The following is a 16,389-nucleotide window of genomic DNA, read 5'->3' as shown; positions in this document are numbered from 1 at the left end:
GGACAAGCCAAATGACAACGCGCCTAGAGCAGCTCCAGGGGCCGCGGGCCTCTTGGCGGCGGGAAGGCCCCGTCGAGTTCGGCCTCGTCTTCAGGTGTAAGCGTGATGTCGAGGGCGGCGCGGTTCTCCCGCACATGCGCTTCTGCCGTCGCCTTCGGGATCACCATCATGTCTGGCTGCCTGAGCACCCAGGCGAGCGCGATCTGCGCCGGGCTCGCTCCATGGCGCACCGCGACGGCGCGCAGCGTCCGGTTGCGCAAGAGCCGGCCCTGCTCGATCGGACTATAGGCCATGATCGGCATGGCTTTCGCACGGCACCAAGGCAAGAGCCCCGCTTCGAGGCCGCGGCGCATCAAATTGTAGAGCACCTGGTTCGACGCGCAGGCTTCGCCGCCTTGAAGAGCGGACAGCTCCCTCATGTCGTCGACGTCGAAATTGCTCACGCCCCAATAGCGGATCGCGCCCGCGTCGCGCAGCGCTTCCATGCCGCGCAACGTCTCCTCCAGCCTCGGCGCGCCGCGCCAATGCAGGAGATAGAGATCGATACGGTCGGTGCCGAGCCGCTTGAGGCTCCGCTCGCAGGCGGCGATGGTGCCGGCCCGCGTGGAGTTCTGCGGCAGGACCTTCGAGACGAGGAACACCTCCTCGCGGCGTCCCGCGATCGCCTCGCGCACCACGAGCTCGGCGCCGCCGTCGCCGTACATCTCGGCCGTGTCGATCAAGGTCATGCCGAGATCGAGACCGAGCCGGAGCGCGCGCACCTCGTCGGCAAAGGCGCGCCGGCTTTCGCCCATGTGCCAGGTTCCCTGGCCGAGCTGCGGCACCATCTCGCCTGAAGGCAACTTCACAAGTGGTAGAGCGGCGCCCTGCATAATCTGTCAGTGCAATGTCAAAGGGGCGGCACCGTGGCGCCGCCCCCGATTGAGTTGGCTAGGCCAGGGTTCTTAGGCCTTCTTCGCCGCGGCCCGCCCCGCCGGCTTCGACGCCGGCTTCTTCGACTCGCGCTGCTCCTTCTTGGCGTGGAGCTGGAACGCGAGGACGAGCAGGAACACGCCGAACACGATGGCGTAGGCACCGAGCCACCAGGTCAGCACCACGGCGCCCACCACTGGCGCGATGAGCAGCACGATGCCGAACACCACCGAGGCGATGCCGCCGAGCGCAAGCCACCAGCGCCCATGGTCGATCTTGAGGCTGAACGCCGCGGTGAGCATCAGAGCGCCGGAGATGATCGCCCACACGGCGATGAGGATGACGAAGGCGATTGCCGTGATCGCAGGCCACAGGAAGGCGACGGCGCCGGCGGCGATGTCGACGACGCCTTCGAGGATGAGCAGGCCCCAACGTTCGCCGCTCCGCGCCGCCTTGATGCCGGAGATGATGGCGAGCACGCCGTCAACCAGCATATAGGCCGAGAACAACAGGATGAGCGCGAGGATCGCTGCGGCCGGAACCAGTAGGCAGATGAGACCGAAGGCGATGCCGAGCAGGCCGCGCAGGCCTACCGCCCACCAACTGTCGGTCAAGACTTCACTGAGCGGGTCGCTCGCTTTTCCCAGCGATGTGCGACCCCTCGTCGATGTCGTGCTTGCAGCCATGAGATGACCTCCTTCGACCAGCGGGGGTTTTGATCGTTATTGAATCTTTGCCACTTACGCCGGAACGCGCGACTCGAATCGGCGCCAATGATGAAGCCAATATAAAGTCAAAGCGCCGCAAATTCGGCGGTTGTCCACACCCCGTAAGGACGCTCAAAGCTCCAAATTGTCTTCGGCGGCAAGCCCAGCCACGGTCTGGCGCAGCCATACATGTCCCGGGTCGTTGTCGAAGCTCGCGTGCCACAAAAGCGAGATGGTGAAACTCGGCAGCGGGATCGGCACAGGGCTCGTCGCCAGTCCGAAGGTCTCGGAGAAGTAGCGGGCGAGGCGCGAGGGCATGGTGGTGATCACCCTCGCGCGGCGCACGACGAACGGCACGGCGAGAAATCCGGGTGTGGTCATGACGATGCTGCGCCGCAGCTTGCGCTTGGCGAGCGCCTCGTCGACCGCGCCATGCGCGTCGTGGGCGATGCTGGTCAGCACGTGCGGCCAGCGCAGATAGTCCTCCAGTGAAATCGGCGGCGTGAGTTGGAGCTGCTCGGGATTGAACAGGCAGAGAAAGCTGTCGGTGTAAAGCTGCCGGCGCTTGTGATGGGTTTGGCCGTGATCGAATACGCCGATGCCGAGGTCGAGATTGCCGCTATCGAGATCCTCGAGAATGTTGATGCGATTGGTGGAGCGGAGCCGCAAGGACACCCCGGGCGCCTGGTGTTGGAGGCGCTCCATGAGGCCGGGGATGACCGCGACCTCGATGGAATCGGCAAGTCCGATCCGGAACACGCGGTCGGCGGTCGCCGGATCGAAGGCTTCGCGCTGCAAGACCGCCGACTGAATCTGCGCGAGGGTCACGCGCACGGGATCGGCCAGCGCGAGCGCGCGCGGCGTCGGCCGCATGCCGTCGGCGCCGCGTGTCAGGAGTTCGTCGCCGAACAAGGTTCGGAGCCGGGCGAGGTTATGGCTCATGGCCGATTGGCCCAACCCGACGCGGGACGCAGCGCGGGTGACGCTGCGCTCGGTCAGGAGCGCGTCGAAGGCGACGAGAAGGTTGAGGTCCAGCCGGCTGAGATTAGCGTGGTCGATACTCATCATCGATCCCATCGATTGGAATAATGGTACTAAAGGGCCCATGTTGTAAGCAACAGCCGAATTGAAAGGACGGAAGACCGACGGACCCAGGAGATGCCAGGACCAAAGGTCGACCTCGCGCGATGAAAATCGCTCCCTAGCGGCGTGAGTGCGAGGCCCCGGCCGTCCTTCTACTCCGCGAGTTGGAAGGGCGGCCGGACATTGTTTGGACGGCGGATCGTTGGCCGAGCGGCGGTAACCTTTTGTTATGGTTAACGGCCCGGCCTTCAAAATGCCACGAAACGCTTGAAAATCATCATGTTGCCTGCGGGCTGGGGCGCCCGCAGGCATTAACTATGTCTGTGTAATCGTCAGCACTCAGGGGCCGGGGGGAGGAAGCTGATGACATGCGTATTGCTGCGACCCTAGCGCTCGCCGCCATCGGCGTTCTCGTAGCTGCGTTGCCTTGCGCCGCGCAGTCCGGCGCCGTTTCCGTGACGCCTAAGACCAGCTCCGTGGCGAAGCAATCCGCCCCTCAGCGTCTGAGTCCGCCCGAGGCGCCTGCCCCGAAGGCCGCGCGTGAGGATACGCAACCGGAATCGACGCAGCCCGTTGCCGCCGCGCCGCGCCGCGTGCCGCCGCAGGAAGTGGAGGCCCCAAAGCCGCACGATGTCCTCCCTCCCGCGCCGGAAATCGAGCCGGTCTACATCGAGCGCACCGAACAGCAGCAGCAGTCGGCGTTCTCGTCGCCCGAGCGGCTGATCGATTGGGTCTCCAATTACCGCAAGCATCCGAACATCTGGAGTGTGCCTCCCGCCGTGCGCGCCATGCTCGACTACGGCGTCTTCGGCGACGAGGAGAAGCAGTGGTTCTGCATCGGCTTCATCGCCGGCATTCTCGGCACCAATCCGAAAGATGGCCCGGCGCTCATCACCAAGATGTTTCCCATGCCCGACAAGGAGCAGGAGGTCCTCATCCGGGCGATCGCCTATTCGGGTCGTCCCGACTGGCGCGAGTTGCTGGAGAAAAACTCGTCGCGCATGCCGCTCAGGCGGCCGCTGATCGACGACTTCCTCAACGGCAAGCGGCCTGTTCTCATGGATCTGCCGCTCGATCACGGCGGCGCTCCCGGCATCTACGCGCTGTGGGGCTACTATGTCGCCACCGGCCAGCACGAGCCGGTCATGCGCATCATGGAAGCTTTGAAGTGGTCCAAGAACAAGGAGGACTCGGGCTTCTCCTTCCGCAAGATCTTCTCCGGCTGGGGGACCGACCCAAGCGCCGTCGACAAGATCACCACGGGCGGCACCGCCAAATGGACGCTGGCCTCCTACGCCGAGCGCGACCGCGAGCTGATCAGACTCTACCGCTCCGAGTACGAGCGTCAACCGCCGGAGATTTCCAAGCCCTTGAAGGACGTGATCGAGGCGGCCGAGCTGTTCGAATCGGAGAGCATCCGCAAGGATCAGTTCGGCGCCATCGAGGACGCCCAGAAGCGGCAGCTATCGGCCGAGGCCGGCATGTCGAAAGGCATGAGCGCAGGCTCGATCGCCATCGCCACCGGTTGCGTCGCCGCCACCGCGCTCGGCCAGGCGCAGATCGCGGTGCCGTGCGTGATCGGCGGCGCGCTCTATACCGGCGCCGCCAAGCTCGCCCATTGAGGAAGCAGACTACTCCGTACCGCGGCGGAGGAAGTAGCCGACCAGCACGCCGAGACCAAGCGCGAGAACGAGCGACGCGACGAGGTGATCTTTCATCGCCTCCTCGGCGTCTTGCGCCGCCTCCGAGGCGAGATCGCGGGCGCGTCCATAGCTATGACCGGCACTTTTGCCGGCGCTACGCGACAGGTCCTGCACATACCCGCGCAACGTATCGACTTGATCGTAGAGATCGTCCAAATCGAGATCGCGTAACCTCGACGTCTTGCGCTCGGCCAGGCCCCACATGATCCAGTCCTCCCTTGAAGCGGCGTGCGCACCCGTCTCGTGCCGATCATAGCAAAAACGGACGCGGCTCGTCTTTGTTCCGCTTGGAGAGTCCCGCGACGCTGGCGCGCCGCTAGAGCACCATGTTGCGTGCGCGGATGCCGCGTTCGATGGCGGCGGTGGTCAGCTTGTCGAGGTCGAGGTTGTCGCGCAACATGTCGAGGAACCGCAGCTCCTCCGGCCGCACGCTGAGATCGGCCGCCGCGACTTCCAGCGCCACCGCGTATGCGGTCTCACGAAGCTTCTTCGGCAGCGCGCTGCGGATCAACTGGAGCACCTGCTCGAGCCCGTTGTCCGAGCCGAGGATCTCGCCGCAGGTCTGCGATGTCTGGACCAGTTTGTCGCCGTCGTAGCCAGCGAACACCGGCAGGTTGGCGACAATCTCGCCGATGCGGGCAAGCTCGGCGTCGGTCATGGTGCGGTCCACGGCCGACATGGTGACCATCGCATAGATCAGCGCATCGTGATGGTGCAACGGCTCGGTCATGGGGTTCCCTCGTTTCGGCGCCATTGAAGCGGCGCGACCGTAGGAAATTGCGCGTATCCGGGCAAGCGCCGAGTCGGGGGAAAGGCGGAAATGCTGGCGTCGTTCGAAAAACTGTGAAATTTGTCGGACGAAAAATGCCTCAAGAACCGTCAGACGCCTCCCCGATCATGGCCCGCCCGACCTCCGCGACCTCGTCAAACGCCAAGACCCAAGGCGCAAAGCCCACGGGCGGAAAGCCCAAGGCCGTGCCCCCTATAGAGATCAATTCCGAGCTCCTCGCCCACACCCATGTGAGCAAGGCCTGGCCGTTCGAGGAGGCGCGCAAGGTCCTGAGCCGCATCAAGCGCATCCCGCAGCCCACCGGCCCCATCATCTTCGAGACGGGCTACGGGCCCTCCGGGCTGCCGCATATCGGCACTTTCGGCGAGATCGCCCGCACCACCATGGTGCGTCATGCCTTCCGCGTCCTCACCGAAGACAAGGTGCCGACGCGGCTGATCTGCTTCTCCGACGACATGGACGGCCTGCGCAAGGTGCCGGACAACATCCCCAACAAGGAGATGGTGAGGGAGCATCTCGGCAAGCCGCTAACGCAAGTCCCCGATCCGTTCGGTGAGCACAAGAGCTTCGGCCATCACAACAACGCGCGGCTGAAAGCCTTCCTCGACACGTTCGGCTTCGACTACGAGTTCCTGTCCGCCACGGAGTGCTACACCAGCGGGCGCTTCGACTCGACCTTGCTAAAGGTGCTGGAGCACTACGACGCGATTCGTGACGTGATCCTGCCGACCTTGGGCCCGGAGCGCCGCGCCACCTATAGCCCGTTCCTGCCCATCTCGCCCTCGACGGGGCAGGTTTTGCAGGTGCCCATCATCGATCGCGACCTCGCCTCGGGCGCGATCGTCTACAAGGACCCCGGCACCGGCAAGCTTACCCAGGTTCCCGTGACCCGAGGCCATTGCAAGCTGCAATGGAAGGCGGACTGGGCCATGCGCTGGGCGGCCCTCGGCGTCGACTACGAGATGGCCGGCAAGGATTTGATCGACTCGGTCCGCCTCTCCGGCCACATCTGCCGCATTCTCGGTCGCCAGCAGCCCGAAGGCTTCAACTACGAACTGTTCCTCGACGAGAACGGCGAGAAGATCTCAAAGTCGCGTGGCAACGGTCTCACCATCGAGGAATGGCTCGCTTATGCGTCGCCGGAGAGTCTTGCGCTCTACATGTACCAGAGCCCGAGAAAGGCGAAGCGTCTCTACTTCGATGTGATCCCGCGCGCGGTCGACGAATATATCGGCCATCTTGCCGCGTATCCGAAAGAGGAGCAGGCGGCGAAATTGATGAACCCGGTATGGCATGTCCATAGCGGCGCGCCGCCCGAAGCGGAGCTTCCCATCAGCTTCGCGCTTTTGCTCAATCTCGCTTCCGCGTCGAACTCTGAGGATCGCGAGGTGCTATGGGGCTTCATCCGACGCTATGCGCCGGACGCCACGCCTAAGGGCCACCCGCTGCTCGACGAACTGGTCGGCTACGCCATCCGCTACTTCCACGACTTCGTGAAGCCGGCGAAACAATACCGCGCGCCAACCGGCAAGGAGCGCGCCGCGCTTCTCGACCTCGATGCGCGGCTTGGCGTGCTGCCGAAGAAGGTTCTCGCCGAGGAGATCCAGGCCGAGGTCTACGCCGTCGGCAAGGAGCATGGCTTCGAGCCCCTGCGCGACTGGTTCCAGGCGCTCTACCAGGTGCTGCTCGGTCAAACGCAAGGCCCCCGCTTCGGCTCGTTCGTCGAGCTTTACGGCGTTCCCGAGACCCGCGCGCTGATTCAACAGGCGCTCAAATAGCGCGACCTTTCTTCGCCCGCCGAAGCGGGCTTCGCGAAGGCGGAAGCGCGGTAGCGCACAGAACAGGCTCAGGCAGTCCACGCGCTCTTCCCCCGGAACTCAAGCAACGACCCCCGCGTTTAGTATCTAATAGGTCCGGCGGAAGCCATCTTCCGCGGCAGGGCTCAAGCAAAACCAAGGAGGTCACTGTAATGAAACTCACGACCTTTACCGCAATCGCGCTTCTCGCCACCGGCACCTATGCCTTCGCCGGCGGCGGCGCGCCCGTACCCGAAGGATCGCAAGAGGATCCTCCCTCGGGGCGTCCGGGCAAGGTGCTGAGCGAGGCTGAGTGCCAAAAGGCTTGGGAGACGGCGGGCCCCGACGGCGACACTTTATCGGAGGACAAGGCCACGCCGTTCATCCTCAATTTCCAAATGGTGGACACGTCCAAGGATGCCAAGATTTCCGCCGACGAGTGGAAGGAAGGCTGCGCCAAAGGCTGGGTCAGCGCCGACGCCGCGACCGAGCAGGATATGGAGGGCACGCCTTCTGATCCCGAGCAGAAAAAGATGTAATCCGAGCGTTCCCTGTTAGGCTAAGACCAGCGGCCTCGGGCAGTTCCGAGGCCGCTGTTTTCTATCCGCTCGTGGGGCTCGCGTGACTTAGCGCTTAACTTGAGCGATCGATGTAGCGCGGCGCTAACCACTGTGGCGCGGCGCCCGTCGATTTTCACTGCTCCTTAAGCCGCGCCTGGAAGATAGGCGCCATCTGACGAACGCTAGTCAGCCCCACATCTGAGGAGACGCTCCCCCATGGTGAAGTACACGCTTGCCGCCGCGCTGGTTCTCGGTTTTGCCGGCACGGCCATCGCCATCGAAAACCCCAAGTTTGTGATCGTGCAGGACCCGAACAAGCAGTGCCGCGTAATCGAGAAGCACACGGCAAGTGACGACGAGCTTGGCATGTTGATCGGCAAAGACGGCTATCCGACCCGCAAGGAAGCCGAGGTCCATAGCCAGGTGATCTGCAACTAGCGCCCCAACCGATAGAAAGGACGACGACATGAAGTACGTATTCGCAGCCGCTCTGGTTCTCGGCTTTGCCGGCGCCGCCATCGCCGCCGACGCCAGCCAGTTCGTTATCATCAAGGACGCCAACAAGCACTGCCGCGTGATCGAGAAGCACCTCGTCAGCGAGGATGAGCTCGGCATGCAGATCGGCAAGCAGGCTTATCCCTCCCGCGAGGAAGCCAACATCGACGTCAAGGTGATCTGCGACAACTCGTAAGTCACTTCACGCGCCGCCGTCCAAAGCGGCGTTTTTCGTTTCACGATGCGGATCGGGCACACAGCCCGGTCCGCATCTTTTTGCGCTAACGCCATAGGCCGAGGCGTTTCTTGCGCGCCGCGCCGGCGGCCTCATTAAGCTGCGCCTGTGTCGTCTCACTCGGCACGGCCCAGCCTTGCGCGACCATCCAAATTGAGAGATCGGTGCCGCCCACGGTGCAGCGCGCCGTAATCGACTTGGCCTTGCTTGACGCGGGGGGGTCGCAAGAGACGGCGCGGCCGCGGATCAACCGCGTCAGCGCCGTGCGCGCCTGCGCACCGCAGGCCCAGGACCGGCCCGTCTTGTCCATGCATTTGGCATCGGCGTCCCGCGCTACGATGCCGCCAAGCTTAATGACGACGCCGTTAAGCTCGAGCGTGCCGCCATCGCGTACCACCACGCGATAATGGAGTTTGGGCTTGACCGGCGGCGTGACGGCCGCTTCGTCGGTCTTGTTGATGGCGGCCGTCTGGGCCGCATCGGCCTTGGCCTCGGCCGGAGCATCAGGCGCGGCCTTCGACTTGGGCTCCGGTGCCGGAACGGCATGAGTCTGCTTTGGCCCCACGACCTCGCCAGGTGCCGCAGCTGGAGCAGGCGGTGGCGTTGGCGGCTTGGTGAATAGCCGCGTGTCGGGCGGCGGCGGCTCGACCGGCCCGATGACCTGTTCCCGGGCCCACCACGCCTGCTGAAACCCGACCGGCATGCCGATCGGCCAGAACAGGAGAACAACCGCGAGGCCGAGCACGGCGGTGACGATGCGTGAGGCGAATGACATGGCCTTATGCTAGCCCAGATGCTGGGCGGCTTTAAGGTCGCGGCCCCCTATTGGCTCGCCCACACGATGCGCGCCATCCACTCGATCCGATCCAGAGGGAACACGAGATTGGGGTGGGACGGGTTGAGGGATGCAAGCTCCACGGTCTTTGTCGTGCGCCGGACCAGCACCTTGGCCATTACCTCGCCGTCCGAGGTGCGCAACACCACGCGGTCGCCTTTGCGCGGTGCCGAGTTAGGCGAGACGATGAGGATGTCCCCGTCGCGATAGAGCGGCGCCATGCTGTCGCCGGTGACTTCGAGCGCGTAGGCGTTCTCGTCGTCCACTTTGGGGAAGCGGATTTCATCCCAGCCCCCGCCTACGGGAAAGCCGCCGTCGTCGAAGAAACCGCCGGCGCCTGCCTGCGTCATGCCGATCAGCGGTATGGGTCGGGCGGTGTGGCGGCGCCGCGGCTCGGCGGTGACGAGGGTCGTGAAGTCGTCGAACGACGCGCCGGTCGCCTGGAGGACCTTGGCGATGCTCTCGGTGGTCGGCCAGCGCGGGCGTCCCTCGCCAGTCACCCGCTTCGACTTGTTGAAAGCGGTGGGGTCGAGCCCGGCGCGCTTGGCGAGGCCAGACGCAGACAAGCCGTAGCGCCGCGCGAGCGCGTCGATGGCGGACCAAACCCTGGCATGGGTAAGCTTGTTCATGGAAGACCGTCCCGAATCAGAGGTGCCACGGGAATTCATGCCTATCCGTAGGAATTATGACTTATTCGCCCTACGGTAGTGTCTCAGTTTGAATAGGTCAGCATTCCTAACCGCTTCTCATGTAGCAGCTTCTGTTCGCGGGCGTCAACTAGGGCCACAATATCTTCCATGCCCATGAGAGTGTCCGTTAGACCAGCGGCCATTGCCGGGGACAGGCCCTTGAGGGACTTATGCTGGCGAACCCAGTTGTACCAAACAAAGTAGATCGCGAGCGCGTGGCAGTGGTTCTCAAATTTCTTGCTGAACGCATTGGTGAGGCGCGTGAAGCGCCGCATGGACATGCGCATCGTGAGGTTCTGCCTCTCAACAAATGACGTGCTGATATGCTTCGGATCGGGATTGCCGGTCAGCGTCCTCTTGCGGGCTCCGATGCACACCGGAGGGCTGTAGCGGCGCTCACCTTCGGGCGCGGGGCCATAGAGCTTAACTAGCTGCGCATAGTCGATTTCATCGCCGAACGTCGATCCTACGGCTTGCACGTAAGCGGGGAAGGCATCGCTGGTCAGCTGTACCCGGTTAGCAAGGCGGCTGCGAAGATCGTCTAGGAAGGCCCAAGCGGCCACCGAATCACGATAGCCGGTGATCCACGAAATGATCAGCTTGTTGTCAGCATCAAGCGCGGTCCAGGTCCAAACGTCGCCGCGACCTTCAACCTGCTTCTTCGTGTTCGGAGCGGTCACGCGCTTGGCGTAGCAGAACGACCAGATTTCGTCGGCTTGAACGCGCTCGGCTTTGACGTTGCGGACCTTCACATCGTGGAATGCTGCGCACGCTGCGCCCGCGTCAACAAGCAGTTTCGAGATCGTGTTGATTGACACGTCGCAGACACGAGAAATCGAGCGGAGGGACGAACCTTCCACCATCATCGAAAGGATACGAACGCGCTTTTCAAGGGGCAGCCTGTTCATGCCCCAATAAACTACAACCCCCCTATTAAGTCAAGCATTTTGTTCAGGTTACAGAGTTCGTTAACCCGTTATTGACTATTTAAGCCCATGGTCTATAAAGATGATTCGTAGAGGGCGGCATGAACAGTTTGCAAGCAAAGACCCCGGGCCAGCTAGTGCGTGAGGCAATGGAAGCGAAAGGCTGGGGAGAACGTGATTTGGCGTTCGCCATCGGCACGGCTCCAGGACCCATCAACCAGATCCTACATGACCGCCGCAGCATCAGTCTTGCCATGGCTAGGGCGCTTGGCGCGGCCCTTGACCGGCCCGCAGAGGAATTTGCTCGGGCGCAGGCTGAGTACGATGTTCAACGAGCCGATGGCCCAGACCCGCTTGTTTCATCTCGCTCTCGCATTCTTTCGCGCTATCCACTTCGCGAAATGGTTAAGCGCGGCTGGATTGACCCCGACCACCGTCCGGGCACACTTGAAGAACAGGTCTGCCAGTTCTTCGGCGTGCGGTCCCTTGATGAAGTGCCACATCTGAATCACTCAGCGAAGAAAACGGACTATTCCGACATTCCCCCCGCACAGCTTGCTTGGCTATTCCGCGTTCGCCAAATCGCATTAGAGATGCACCCTCCCACCTACAGCGAGGCGAAGCTTCGAGATGCAGTCGAGGCATTTAAAGATATGCGCGGCGACCCAGAATCGGTGCGCCGCGTTCCGCGATTCCTAAACGAGGCCGGGGTCCGGTACGTGGTGTCGGAAGGTCTGCCAAGCGCGCTAATTGATGGCGTTTGCTTCTGGCTTGATCCGAAGGCGCCGGTCATCGGCATGTCAATTAGGTTCGATCGCATTGATAATTTTTGGTTCGTGCTACGACACGAATGCGCGCATGTTCTTCACGGCCATGGCAAGGACCAAGCTATCCTCGATGAAGACATTGAGGCGAACAGCATGTCGCCGACCAGTGAAGAAGAACGCGTTGCAAACACCGATGCCGCAGAGTTTTGCGTTCCTTCTGAACAAATGCGGTCGTTTTATCTTCGTAAGAACCCTTACTTCTCCGAGAGCGATGTCATCGCGTTTTCAAAGCGCATGAGTGTTCACCCTGGTCTGGCGGTTGGTCAGTTACAGCGCATGGCAAAGCGGTATGACCTTCTGCGCAAGCACTTGGTTAGGATTCGCTCCCACCTCGCCGGGTCGATGATGATGGACGGGTGGGGCGACGTTGTCCCCGTGGGAAGATAAGGAACCGACATGGGCACTTACAAAGAAAACATGCTGGCGATTTGGGAAAAGTACTGCAAGGAGGTTTCCTCCGAGCCGGCCGACCTGCGAGAGTTAGGAAATTGGGCGATCAAAAAGAAGCTCTGGGCGCCCAAACCGGTAGACGTGAGCGCAAGCTTCGCCCGCGACATGGCGGATATTCTTCGCGAACAAGTACGCGTGGACAAGGACGGCCGTGAGTACCGCGCATTTATCCCGGCCAAATCGACTAGCAAGGACGGAGCGCCGCTGTTCAAGTGGGCCGACATCGACCTCGCACCTCGCACTCATGTTGAAAAGGGCGTCCAAAACGAACGACGCCAGATCGCGAACGATTGTTTCGCACTCGCGATGAAGGTGGAGCACTACAATGCCAGCCACCCCAGAGAAGAGCCTCTGCAAATCCCCTTCAACTTCGAGGAGGACATTGAGGAAATGAAGATCGCGAGAGGGCTAGATGATGATGACAAAGGCGAGCCGCCTAGCGGAGGCGCAGCCGCTGCTGCCTAGCCGCCCTTCTTCCATCTCGCGCTGGCCGCTGCCCTGGCAATCTCCGAACGCTGCGCTGGCGTAAGAGCTTTCGCGCGCGCTGGGCCCCCCTTCGACCCCGCCTTTCTTGCACGCTTCTCGGTTCGCGTCGGCTTCCCTTCCTCGACCTCACCTGTTGCGATCTTCGCCACAGTGATTGCCGCACCGATCACGTCGGCCGGTCTCTTCTCGCCTTTGGGTCCTTTGGGCATGGGAAATCAGATTCCCCTATCAATTGTCATGTTCGTAGCACAGAACCATGTAGGCTCATTTACCTTTAACGAGTAAAAAAGCGCTATGAGCCCAGCGGTGAACCAAAATTGCAAACCCATCGACCAATTCACAAAAAACCCGAAATAGTTGCGCCAGCCTTCCAACGGTTTGATAAACGACGGTTGTTTTAGATCAAGGCCAAGCTTTAGATCAGAATTAGCTTTTCTAAGAGAATGCCATGCTATTACAGTATCATTTTGGTTTCTTTTCAGAATGGCCTGTAACCAAGCTCCATACAGTACAAGCACGGCAAAACCGAACACCAGAGGAAAGGCGTCGGCTTTCACGTAAATCAGGGTAGCACTCAACAGGGCCCAAACACCAAAGGTAAGCTTCCATTCGTACTGACGCCGACCATCGCATCTAGCCACCGCGAAATTAGCGATCTGCATCAATGCATCGAACTTTTCCTTGGGCTCCATAATTCACGCTCCCAACGGCTTGCCATGCGTTCCGCTAAGCCTATAGGAAGCGAGGCGCGGATTCGATAGCGCGTCAAGGGAGACTAAATTCAAACTGAGACACTACCCGCCCTACTGCCGTCCACCGGATTTCGGCCCCCGGGGCGATCCCGCGCGGGCTGGCCCGAATTTGATACGCTTCCGTACAAAGAGCGCGCCGGGCCCGCTTCCTGGCCGATTGCCCCCGCACCGGCCCGTACCCATATGACGAAGAGTGCCGGCATATGGGGAGGGTTCGATGGACTATCTCGTTGAAGCGAAGAAGTTTATCCAGCGCGCCCGTGACGCCACCACCCCCGAGGTGATCAGCCAGGATTTGTCTATGGCGGACTGGTGTCTCGCCCAGGCGATCGCCGAACGCGACGGCGCTTCAACCGAGAAACCCAAGAAGAAATCAAACTGAGACGCGAGGGCGCGGCTCTCCTTGTTGGGATGGAAGGCGGCGGTTAGTCTCCGCGCCATGCCAGAGTCCGTCTACAAGATCCTCTCCCAAGCCGCCTATGCCGCGATGAAGACTGACGGGCGATTCGCGGGCTCCGCCGACGACCTCCGCGACGGCTTCATCCATCTCTCCGCCGACCATCAGCTTGAAGGCACACTCGCCAAGCACTTCGCCGGACAAGACCGTCTTGTGCTCCTGGCCCTTGATCCCGAGCGGCTTGGGCCGAGCCTCAAATGGGAGCCATCTCGTGGCGGGGCATTGTTCCCGCACCTCTACGCGCCGCTCGACCTCGCCGCGGTCCTGTGGGCCCAGAAGCTGACGCTCGGGGAGGGCGGCCGCCACGTCCTGCCGGAAGGGATGCTCGCGTGAGCGCGCTGTTCGGGTTGGGCCAGGCGCTGCTCCTCGCCCTCGATCCCGAGCGCGCCCACGATCTTGCCGTCAAGACACTGGAGCTCGGCATCTATCCGCGTGCCGCCGGCCCCGACGATCCGCGCCTCAAGCGGCGCCTGTTCGGCCTCGACTTCCCCAATCCCGTCGGCATGGCGCCGGGCTTCGACAAGAATGCCCGCGTGCCGCGCGAGTTGCTCGCCATGGGTTTCGGCTTCGCCGAGGTCGGCACGTTGACGCCTCTGCCCCAAGCCGGCAACCCGCGCCCCCGCGTGTTCCGCTCCCATGCCGACCGCGCCGTCATCAACCGGCTCGGCTTCAACAACGAGGGCCAGGTGGCGGCGCTCAGGCGCCTGCAGCGCCGGCCCGGCGGCATTGTCGGCGTCAATCTCGGCGCGGGCCGCGACAGCCGGGACCGCATTGCCGACTACGTGGAAGGGGTGAAGCGCATGGCGACAGTGGCGAGCTACTTCGCCATCAACATCTCCTCGCCCAATACGCCGGGATTGCGCGATCTCCAGGCGCCGCGGAAGCTCGATCAGCTGCTGGGCAAAGTGCAGGCCGCGCGGGCGGCAATCGGGCCGAAGCCGCCGCCGCTCTTCGTCAAGCTCGCGCCCGATCTCGCCGATGCCGATCTCCCGGAAGTGACCCGTGTCATTGCGGCGAACGGCGTCGACGGCGTCATCGTCTCCAACACCACGCTCGCCCGCGAGGCTTTCCTTGACCGGGCTTTCGCCCGCGAGACCGGCGGCCTGTCGGGACGTCCGCTGTTCGACCGCGCGACCCGCATGCTCGCCCGCGTCTATCTCGCGACGCAAGGGAAGCTGCCTTTGATCGGCGTCGGCGGCATCGATTCGCCAGAGACGGCGCTCGCCAAGATCGAAGGGGGCGCCTCCCTCATTCAGCTTTATACGGGGCTAGTGTTCGAGGGGCCCGGCCTCATCGGCCGGGTCAAGCGTAAGCTGGTCGAGGCGATGGCGGGCGCAAAAGTCGAGTCGCTGGCGCCATTTGTCGGGCGCCGTGCAGAGGAATGGGCCGAGAAGAAACTGCCGGAGGTCGTCGTATGACGGTCACCATCTACCACAACCCGCGCTGCGCGAAGTCGCGGGCGACCCTGGCGCTGATCGAGGAGCGCGGCGTTAAGCCGAAGATCGTCGAGTATCTCAAGACCCCGCCGTCCGCAGCCGAGCTCAAGCGCATCTTGACCAAGCTCGGCCTGAAGCCGCGCGACATCCTGCGCAAGAGCGAGCCGCGCTACGCCGAGCTTGGTCTCAAGGACAAGGACCTCACGGACGACGCGTTGATTGCCCTCATGACGGCGAACCCGATCCTCATCGAGCGGCCCATCGTCGTGAGCGGGGACAAGGCCGCCATCGGCCGCCCGCCCGAAGCCGTGCTGAAGATTCTTCCGTAGGGTGGGCAAAGTGAAGCGTGCCCACCTACTAGGGAACCGCGCGGATGCGCCGTGTAAGGAAAGGAAGTAGGTATGGCTAAGCTCGTGTTCGGAATGAACCAGTCCCTGGACGGCTACGTCGATCATATGGCGTTTGCGCCAAGCCCCACGCTCTTCCGCCACTTCATCGAGGAGGCTCAGGGGCAGGCGGGCAGTGTGTACGGTCGCCAAATGTATGAGGTCATGCGTTACTGGGACGACGATCATCCTGAATGGGATGCAGAACAACACGCCTTCGCGGCGGCGTGGCGGAACCAGCCGAAATGGGTCGTCTCGCGCTCGTTGAAGTCGGTCGGCCCCAACGCCAGGCTTGTTGAGGATGATCTTGAGGGCGCGATCAGCAAGCTAAAGGCCGAGCGCGACGGGGAGATCGAAGTTGCTGGCCCGGACTTGGCGCAAAGCCTCACCGAACTTGGCCTGATTGATGAGTATCGAATCTATCTGCACCCCGTCGTGCTCGGTCACGGCAAGCCATATTTCGCCGGACCCCGGCCGCCGCTCCGCCTTATGACGAGTGATCGGATTGGCGAGGATGTGATCAGGTTGACCTACGTTCCTGCTTAATCTCGCGACTTGCCGGCCTAGCGCTTCTGCTGGCCGGTCTCGGCCACCTCGGTGCCCGGTTCGCGCCCAAACATCTTGAGCACGCGCATCACAACCCACACCGGGAACACGATCACCGCGCCGAGCAGGAAGTAGCGGAACGCCTTTTCCACCGCGGCGAAGCCCATGTCGTAGATGCGCTGAGCCAGGTCGCGAATGTTCTGGATGAGGTCGTAGGGGCTGAAGCCGAGTGCCGCAAGGACCACGCCCACGATCAACGACAGAATCGCGAGCCTCAGCAGGACGAGCGCCGGATTGCCGCCAAAAAACCGTTCCATC

At 62.6% G+C, this 16,389-nt stretch carries 22 protein-coding genes; 12 read left to right on the top strand and 10 right to left on the bottom strand.

Annotated features, from left to right (window positions below):
• Positions 1-23 precede the first annotated feature (23 nt).
• The 3 genes from ACRECX_RS03390 to ACRECX_RS03380 all read right to left on the bottom strand — a co-directional run bounded on the left by ACRECX_RS03390 (position 24) and on the right by ACRECX_RS03380 (position 2,684).
• Positions 24-872, bottom strand: a complete 849-nt coding sequence (locus tag ACRECX_RS03390) for an aldo/keto reductase (RefSeq protein ID WP_431557397.1) — start codon at positions 870-872, stop codon at positions 24-26.
• Between the two features lie 72 nt (positions 873-944).
• Positions 945-1,598, bottom strand: a complete 654-nt coding sequence (locus ACRECX_RS03385) for an HdeD family acid-resistance protein (protein WP_431557396.1) — start codon at positions 1,596-1,598, stop codon at positions 945-947.
• Positions 1,599-1,751: 153 nt separating this feature from the next.
• Positions 1,752-2,684: a LysR family transcriptional regulator gene (locus ACRECX_RS03380; protein ID WP_431557440.1), complete on the bottom strand. Its 933-nt coding sequence runs from the start codon at positions 2,682-2,684 to the stop codon at positions 1,752-1,754.
• 386 nt (positions 2,685-3,070) lie between these two features.
• On the opposite strand from ACRECX_RS03380, the gene ACRECX_RS03375 reads away from it, so the two are divergent.
• Positions 3,071-4,324 (top strand): hypothetical protein, encoded by a 1,254-nt coding sequence (locus tag ACRECX_RS03375; protein WP_431557395.1) that lies wholly within the window; start codon positions 3,071-3,073, stop codon positions 4,322-4,324.
• Positions 4,325-4,333: 9 nt separating this feature from the next.
• Here the strand turns inward: ACRECX_RS03375 and ACRECX_RS03370 are convergent, their stop codons facing one another.
• Together ACRECX_RS03370 and ACRECX_RS03365 are read right to left on the bottom strand one after the other, a co-directional pair.
• A complete protein-coding gene (locus ACRECX_RS03370) occupies positions 4,334-4,609 on the bottom strand; it encodes a hypothetical protein (protein WP_431557394.1) in 276 nt (91 codons plus the stop codon).
• A gap of 112 nt (positions 4,610-4,721) precedes the next feature.
• Complete coding sequence (locus ACRECX_RS03365) at positions 4,722-5,135, bottom strand: tellurite resistance TerB family protein (protein WP_431557393.1); 414 nt, start codon at positions 5,133-5,135, stop codon at positions 4,722-4,724.
• Between the two features lie 167 nt (positions 5,136-5,302).
• Between ACRECX_RS03365 and ACRECX_RS03360 the strand changes: the two genes are divergently transcribed.
• The 4 genes from ACRECX_RS03360 to ACRECX_RS03345 all read left to right on the top strand — a co-directional run bounded on the left by ACRECX_RS03360 (position 5,303) and on the right by ACRECX_RS03345 (position 8,242).
• A complete protein-coding gene (locus ACRECX_RS03360) occupies positions 5,303-6,973 on the top strand; it encodes a lysine--tRNA ligase (protein ID WP_431557392.1) in 1,671 nt (556 codons plus the stop codon).
• Between the two features lie 191 nt (positions 6,974-7,164).
• Complete coding sequence (locus tag ACRECX_RS03355; protein WP_431557391.1) at positions 7,165-7,530, top strand: hypothetical protein; 366 nt, start codon at positions 7,165-7,167, stop codon at positions 7,528-7,530.
• A gap of 237 nt (positions 7,531-7,767) precedes the next feature.
• Positions 7,768-7,989, top strand: a complete 222-nt coding sequence (locus ACRECX_RS03350; protein WP_431557390.1) for a hypothetical protein — start codon at positions 7,768-7,770, stop codon at positions 7,987-7,989.
• Positions 7,990-8,017: 28 nt separating this feature from the next.
• Complete coding sequence (locus tag ACRECX_RS03345; RefSeq protein WP_431557389.1) at positions 8,018-8,242, top strand: hypothetical protein; 225 nt, start codon at positions 8,018-8,020, stop codon at positions 8,240-8,242.
• An 85-nt stretch (positions 8,243-8,327) separates the two neighbouring features.
• Here ACRECX_RS03345 and ACRECX_RS03340 read toward each other — a convergent pair whose 3' ends face one another.
• The 3 genes from ACRECX_RS03340 to ACRECX_RS03330 all read right to left on the bottom strand — a co-directional run bounded on the left by ACRECX_RS03340 (position 8,328) and on the right by ACRECX_RS03330 (position 10,713).
• Entirely contained in the window at positions 8,328-9,056 is a 729-nt protein-coding gene (locus tag ACRECX_RS03340; protein WP_431557388.1) for a thermonuclease family protein, read from the bottom strand.
• A 47-nt stretch (positions 9,057-9,103) separates the two neighbouring features.
• Positions 9,104-9,745 (bottom strand): S24 family peptidase, encoded by a 642-nt coding sequence (locus ACRECX_RS03335; RefSeq protein ID WP_431557387.1) that lies wholly within the window; start codon positions 9,743-9,745, stop codon positions 9,104-9,106.
• Positions 9,746-9,828: 83 nt separating this feature from the next.
• Positions 9,829-10,713: an IS1 family transposase gene (locus tag ACRECX_RS03330; protein WP_431557386.1), complete on the bottom strand. Its 885-nt coding sequence runs from the start codon at positions 10,711-10,713 to the stop codon at positions 9,829-9,831.
• A 119-nt stretch (positions 10,714-10,832) separates the two neighbouring features.
• On the opposite strand from ACRECX_RS03330, the gene ACRECX_RS03325 reads away from it, so the two are divergent.
• Positions 10,833-11,945 (top strand): ImmA/IrrE family metallo-endopeptidase, encoded by a 1,113-nt coding sequence (locus ACRECX_RS03325; protein WP_431557385.1) that lies wholly within the window; start codon positions 10,833-10,835, stop codon positions 11,943-11,945.
• A gap of 9 nt (positions 11,946-11,954) precedes the next feature.
• Positions 11,955-12,473, top strand: a complete 519-nt coding sequence (locus ACRECX_RS03320) for a hypothetical protein (RefSeq protein ID WP_431557384.1) — start codon at positions 11,955-11,957, stop codon at positions 12,471-12,473.
• A gap of 236 nt (positions 12,474-12,709) precedes the next feature.
• Here ACRECX_RS03320 and ACRECX_RS03315 read toward each other — a convergent pair whose 3' ends face one another.
• The gene (locus tag ACRECX_RS03315; RefSeq protein WP_431557383.1) at positions 12,710-13,186 is read right to left on the bottom strand and encodes a hypothetical protein; all 477 of its coding nucleotides are present in this window, start codon (positions 13,184-13,186) and stop codon (positions 12,710-12,712) included.
• A gap of 277 nt (positions 13,187-13,463) precedes the next feature.
• Between ACRECX_RS03315 and ACRECX_RS03310 the strand changes: the two genes are divergently transcribed.
• The 5 genes from ACRECX_RS03310 to ACRECX_RS03290 all read left to right on the top strand — a co-directional run bounded on the left by ACRECX_RS03310 (position 13,464) and on the right by ACRECX_RS03290 (position 16,071).
• Positions 13,464-13,628, top strand: coding sequence for a hypothetical protein (locus ACRECX_RS03310; RefSeq protein ID WP_431557382.1), 165 nt, complete (start codon positions 13,464-13,466; stop codon positions 13,626-13,628).
• Between the two features lie 57 nt (positions 13,629-13,685).
• Positions 13,686-14,036 (top strand): DUF952 domain-containing protein, encoded by a 351-nt coding sequence (locus ACRECX_RS03305; protein ID WP_431557381.1) that lies wholly within the window; start codon positions 13,686-13,688, stop codon positions 14,034-14,036.
• The gene (locus tag ACRECX_RS03300; RefSeq protein ID WP_431557380.1) at positions 14,033-15,121 is read left to right on the top strand and encodes a quinone-dependent dihydroorotate dehydrogenase; all 1,089 of its coding nucleotides are present in this window, start codon (positions 14,033-14,035) and stop codon (positions 15,119-15,121) included. Before ACRECX_RS03305 ends, ACRECX_RS03300 begins: the two co-directional genes overlap by 4 nt.
• A complete protein-coding gene (gene arsC / locus ACRECX_RS03295; RefSeq protein ID WP_431557379.1) occupies positions 15,118-15,468 on the top strand; it encodes an arsenate reductase (glutaredoxin) in 351 nt (116 codons plus the stop codon). Before ACRECX_RS03300 ends, arsC begins: the two co-directional genes overlap by 4 nt.
• A 72-nt stretch (positions 15,469-15,540) precedes the next feature.
• The gene (locus ACRECX_RS03290) at positions 15,541-16,071 is read left to right on the top strand and encodes a dihydrofolate reductase family protein (protein ID WP_431557378.1); all 531 of its coding nucleotides are present in this window, start codon (positions 15,541-15,543) and stop codon (positions 16,069-16,071) included.
• Positions 16,072-16,088: 17 nt separating this feature from the next.
• On the opposite strand, the gene ACRECX_RS03285 is transcribed toward ACRECX_RS03290, so the two are convergent.
• Entirely contained in the window at positions 16,089-16,388 is a 300-nt protein-coding gene (locus ACRECX_RS03285) for a DUF6460 domain-containing protein (RefSeq protein ID WP_431557377.1), read from the bottom strand.
• Between the last annotated feature and the right edge of the window lies 1 nt (position 16,389).

The sequence above is a fragment of the Methyloceanibacter sp. genome (assembly GCF_050726195.1).
Taxonomy (GTDB): domain Bacteria; phylum Pseudomonadota; class Alphaproteobacteria; order Rhizobiales; family Methyloligellaceae; genus Methyloceanibacter.
The sequence above is the reverse complement of the archived record's forward strand: the minus strand, read 5'-3'. Positions and strand labels throughout refer to the sequence as shown.

What these genes read in the sequence shown, in the direction of transcription:
- ACRECX_RS03390 (WP_431557397.1), bottom strand. Translation starts at nt 872, where the DNA reads ATGCAGGGCGCCGCTCTACCACTTGTGAAGTTGCCTTCAGGCGAGATG.
- ACRECX_RS03385 (WP_431557396.1), bottom strand. Translation starts at nt 1,598, where the DNA reads ATGGCTGCAAGCACGACATCGACGAGGGGTCGCACATCGCTGGGAAAA.
- ACRECX_RS03380 (WP_431557440.1), bottom strand. Translation starts at nt 2,684, where the DNA reads ATGAGTATCGACCACGCTAATCTCAGCCGGCTGGACCTCAACCTTCTC.
- ACRECX_RS03375 (WP_431557395.1), top strand. Translation starts at nt 3,071, where the DNA reads ATGCGTATTGCTGCGACCCTAGCGCTCGCCGCCATCGGCGTTCTCGTA.
- ACRECX_RS03370 (WP_431557394.1), bottom strand. Translation starts at nt 4,609, where the DNA reads ATGTGGGGCCTGGCCGAGCGCAAGACGTCGAGGTTACGCGATCTCGAT.
- ACRECX_RS03365 (WP_431557393.1), bottom strand. Translation starts at nt 5,135, where the DNA reads ATGACCGAGCCGTTGCACCATCACGATGCGCTGATCTATGCGATGGTC.
- ACRECX_RS03360 (WP_431557392.1), top strand. Translation starts at nt 5,303, where the DNA reads ATGGCCCGCCCGACCTCCGCGACCTCGTCAAACGCCAAGACCCAAGGC.
- ACRECX_RS03355 (WP_431557391.1), top strand. Translation starts at nt 7,165, where the DNA reads ATGAAACTCACGACCTTTACCGCAATCGCGCTTCTCGCCACCGGCACC.
- ACRECX_RS03350 (WP_431557390.1), top strand. Translation starts at nt 7,768, where the DNA reads ATGGTGAAGTACACGCTTGCCGCCGCGCTGGTTCTCGGTTTTGCCGGC.
- ACRECX_RS03345 (WP_431557389.1), top strand. Translation starts at nt 8,018, where the DNA reads ATGAAGTACGTATTCGCAGCCGCTCTGGTTCTCGGCTTTGCCGGCGCC.
- ACRECX_RS03340 (WP_431557388.1), bottom strand. Translation starts at nt 9,056, where the DNA reads ATGTCATTCGCCTCACGCATCGTCACCGCCGTGCTCGGCCTCGCGGTT.
- ACRECX_RS03335 (WP_431557387.1), bottom strand. Translation starts at nt 9,745, where the DNA reads ATGAACAAGCTTACCCATGCCAGGGTTTGGTCCGCCATCGACGCGCTC.
- ACRECX_RS03330 (WP_431557386.1), bottom strand. Translation starts at nt 10,713, where the DNA reads ATGAACAGGCTGCCCCTTGAAAAGCGCGTTCGTATCCTTTCGATGATG.
- ACRECX_RS03325 (WP_431557385.1), top strand. Translation starts at nt 10,833, where the DNA reads ATGAACAGTTTGCAAGCAAAGACCCCGGGCCAGCTAGTGCGTGAGGCA.
- ACRECX_RS03320 (WP_431557384.1), top strand. Translation starts at nt 11,955, where the DNA reads ATGGGCACTTACAAAGAAAACATGCTGGCGATTTGGGAAAAGTACTGC.
- ACRECX_RS03315 (WP_431557383.1), bottom strand. Translation starts at nt 13,186, where the DNA reads ATGGAGCCCAAGGAAAAGTTCGATGCATTGATGCAGATCGCTAATTTC.
- ACRECX_RS03310 (WP_431557382.1), top strand. Translation starts at nt 13,464, where the DNA reads ATGGACTATCTCGTTGAAGCGAAGAAGTTTATCCAGCGCGCCCGTGAC.
- ACRECX_RS03305 (WP_431557381.1), top strand. Translation starts at nt 13,686, where the DNA reads ATGCCAGAGTCCGTCTACAAGATCCTCTCCCAAGCCGCCTATGCCGCG.
- arsC (WP_431557379.1), top strand. Translation starts at nt 15,118, where the DNA reads ATGACGGTCACCATCTACCACAACCCGCGCTGCGCGAAGTCGCGGGCG.
- ACRECX_RS03290 (WP_431557378.1), top strand. Translation starts at nt 15,541, where the DNA reads ATGGCTAAGCTCGTGTTCGGAATGAACCAGTCCCTGGACGGCTACGTC.
- ACRECX_RS03285 (WP_431557377.1), bottom strand. Translation starts at nt 16,388, where the DNA reads ATGGAACGGTTTTTTGGCGGCAATCCGGCGCTCGTCCTGCTGAGGCTC.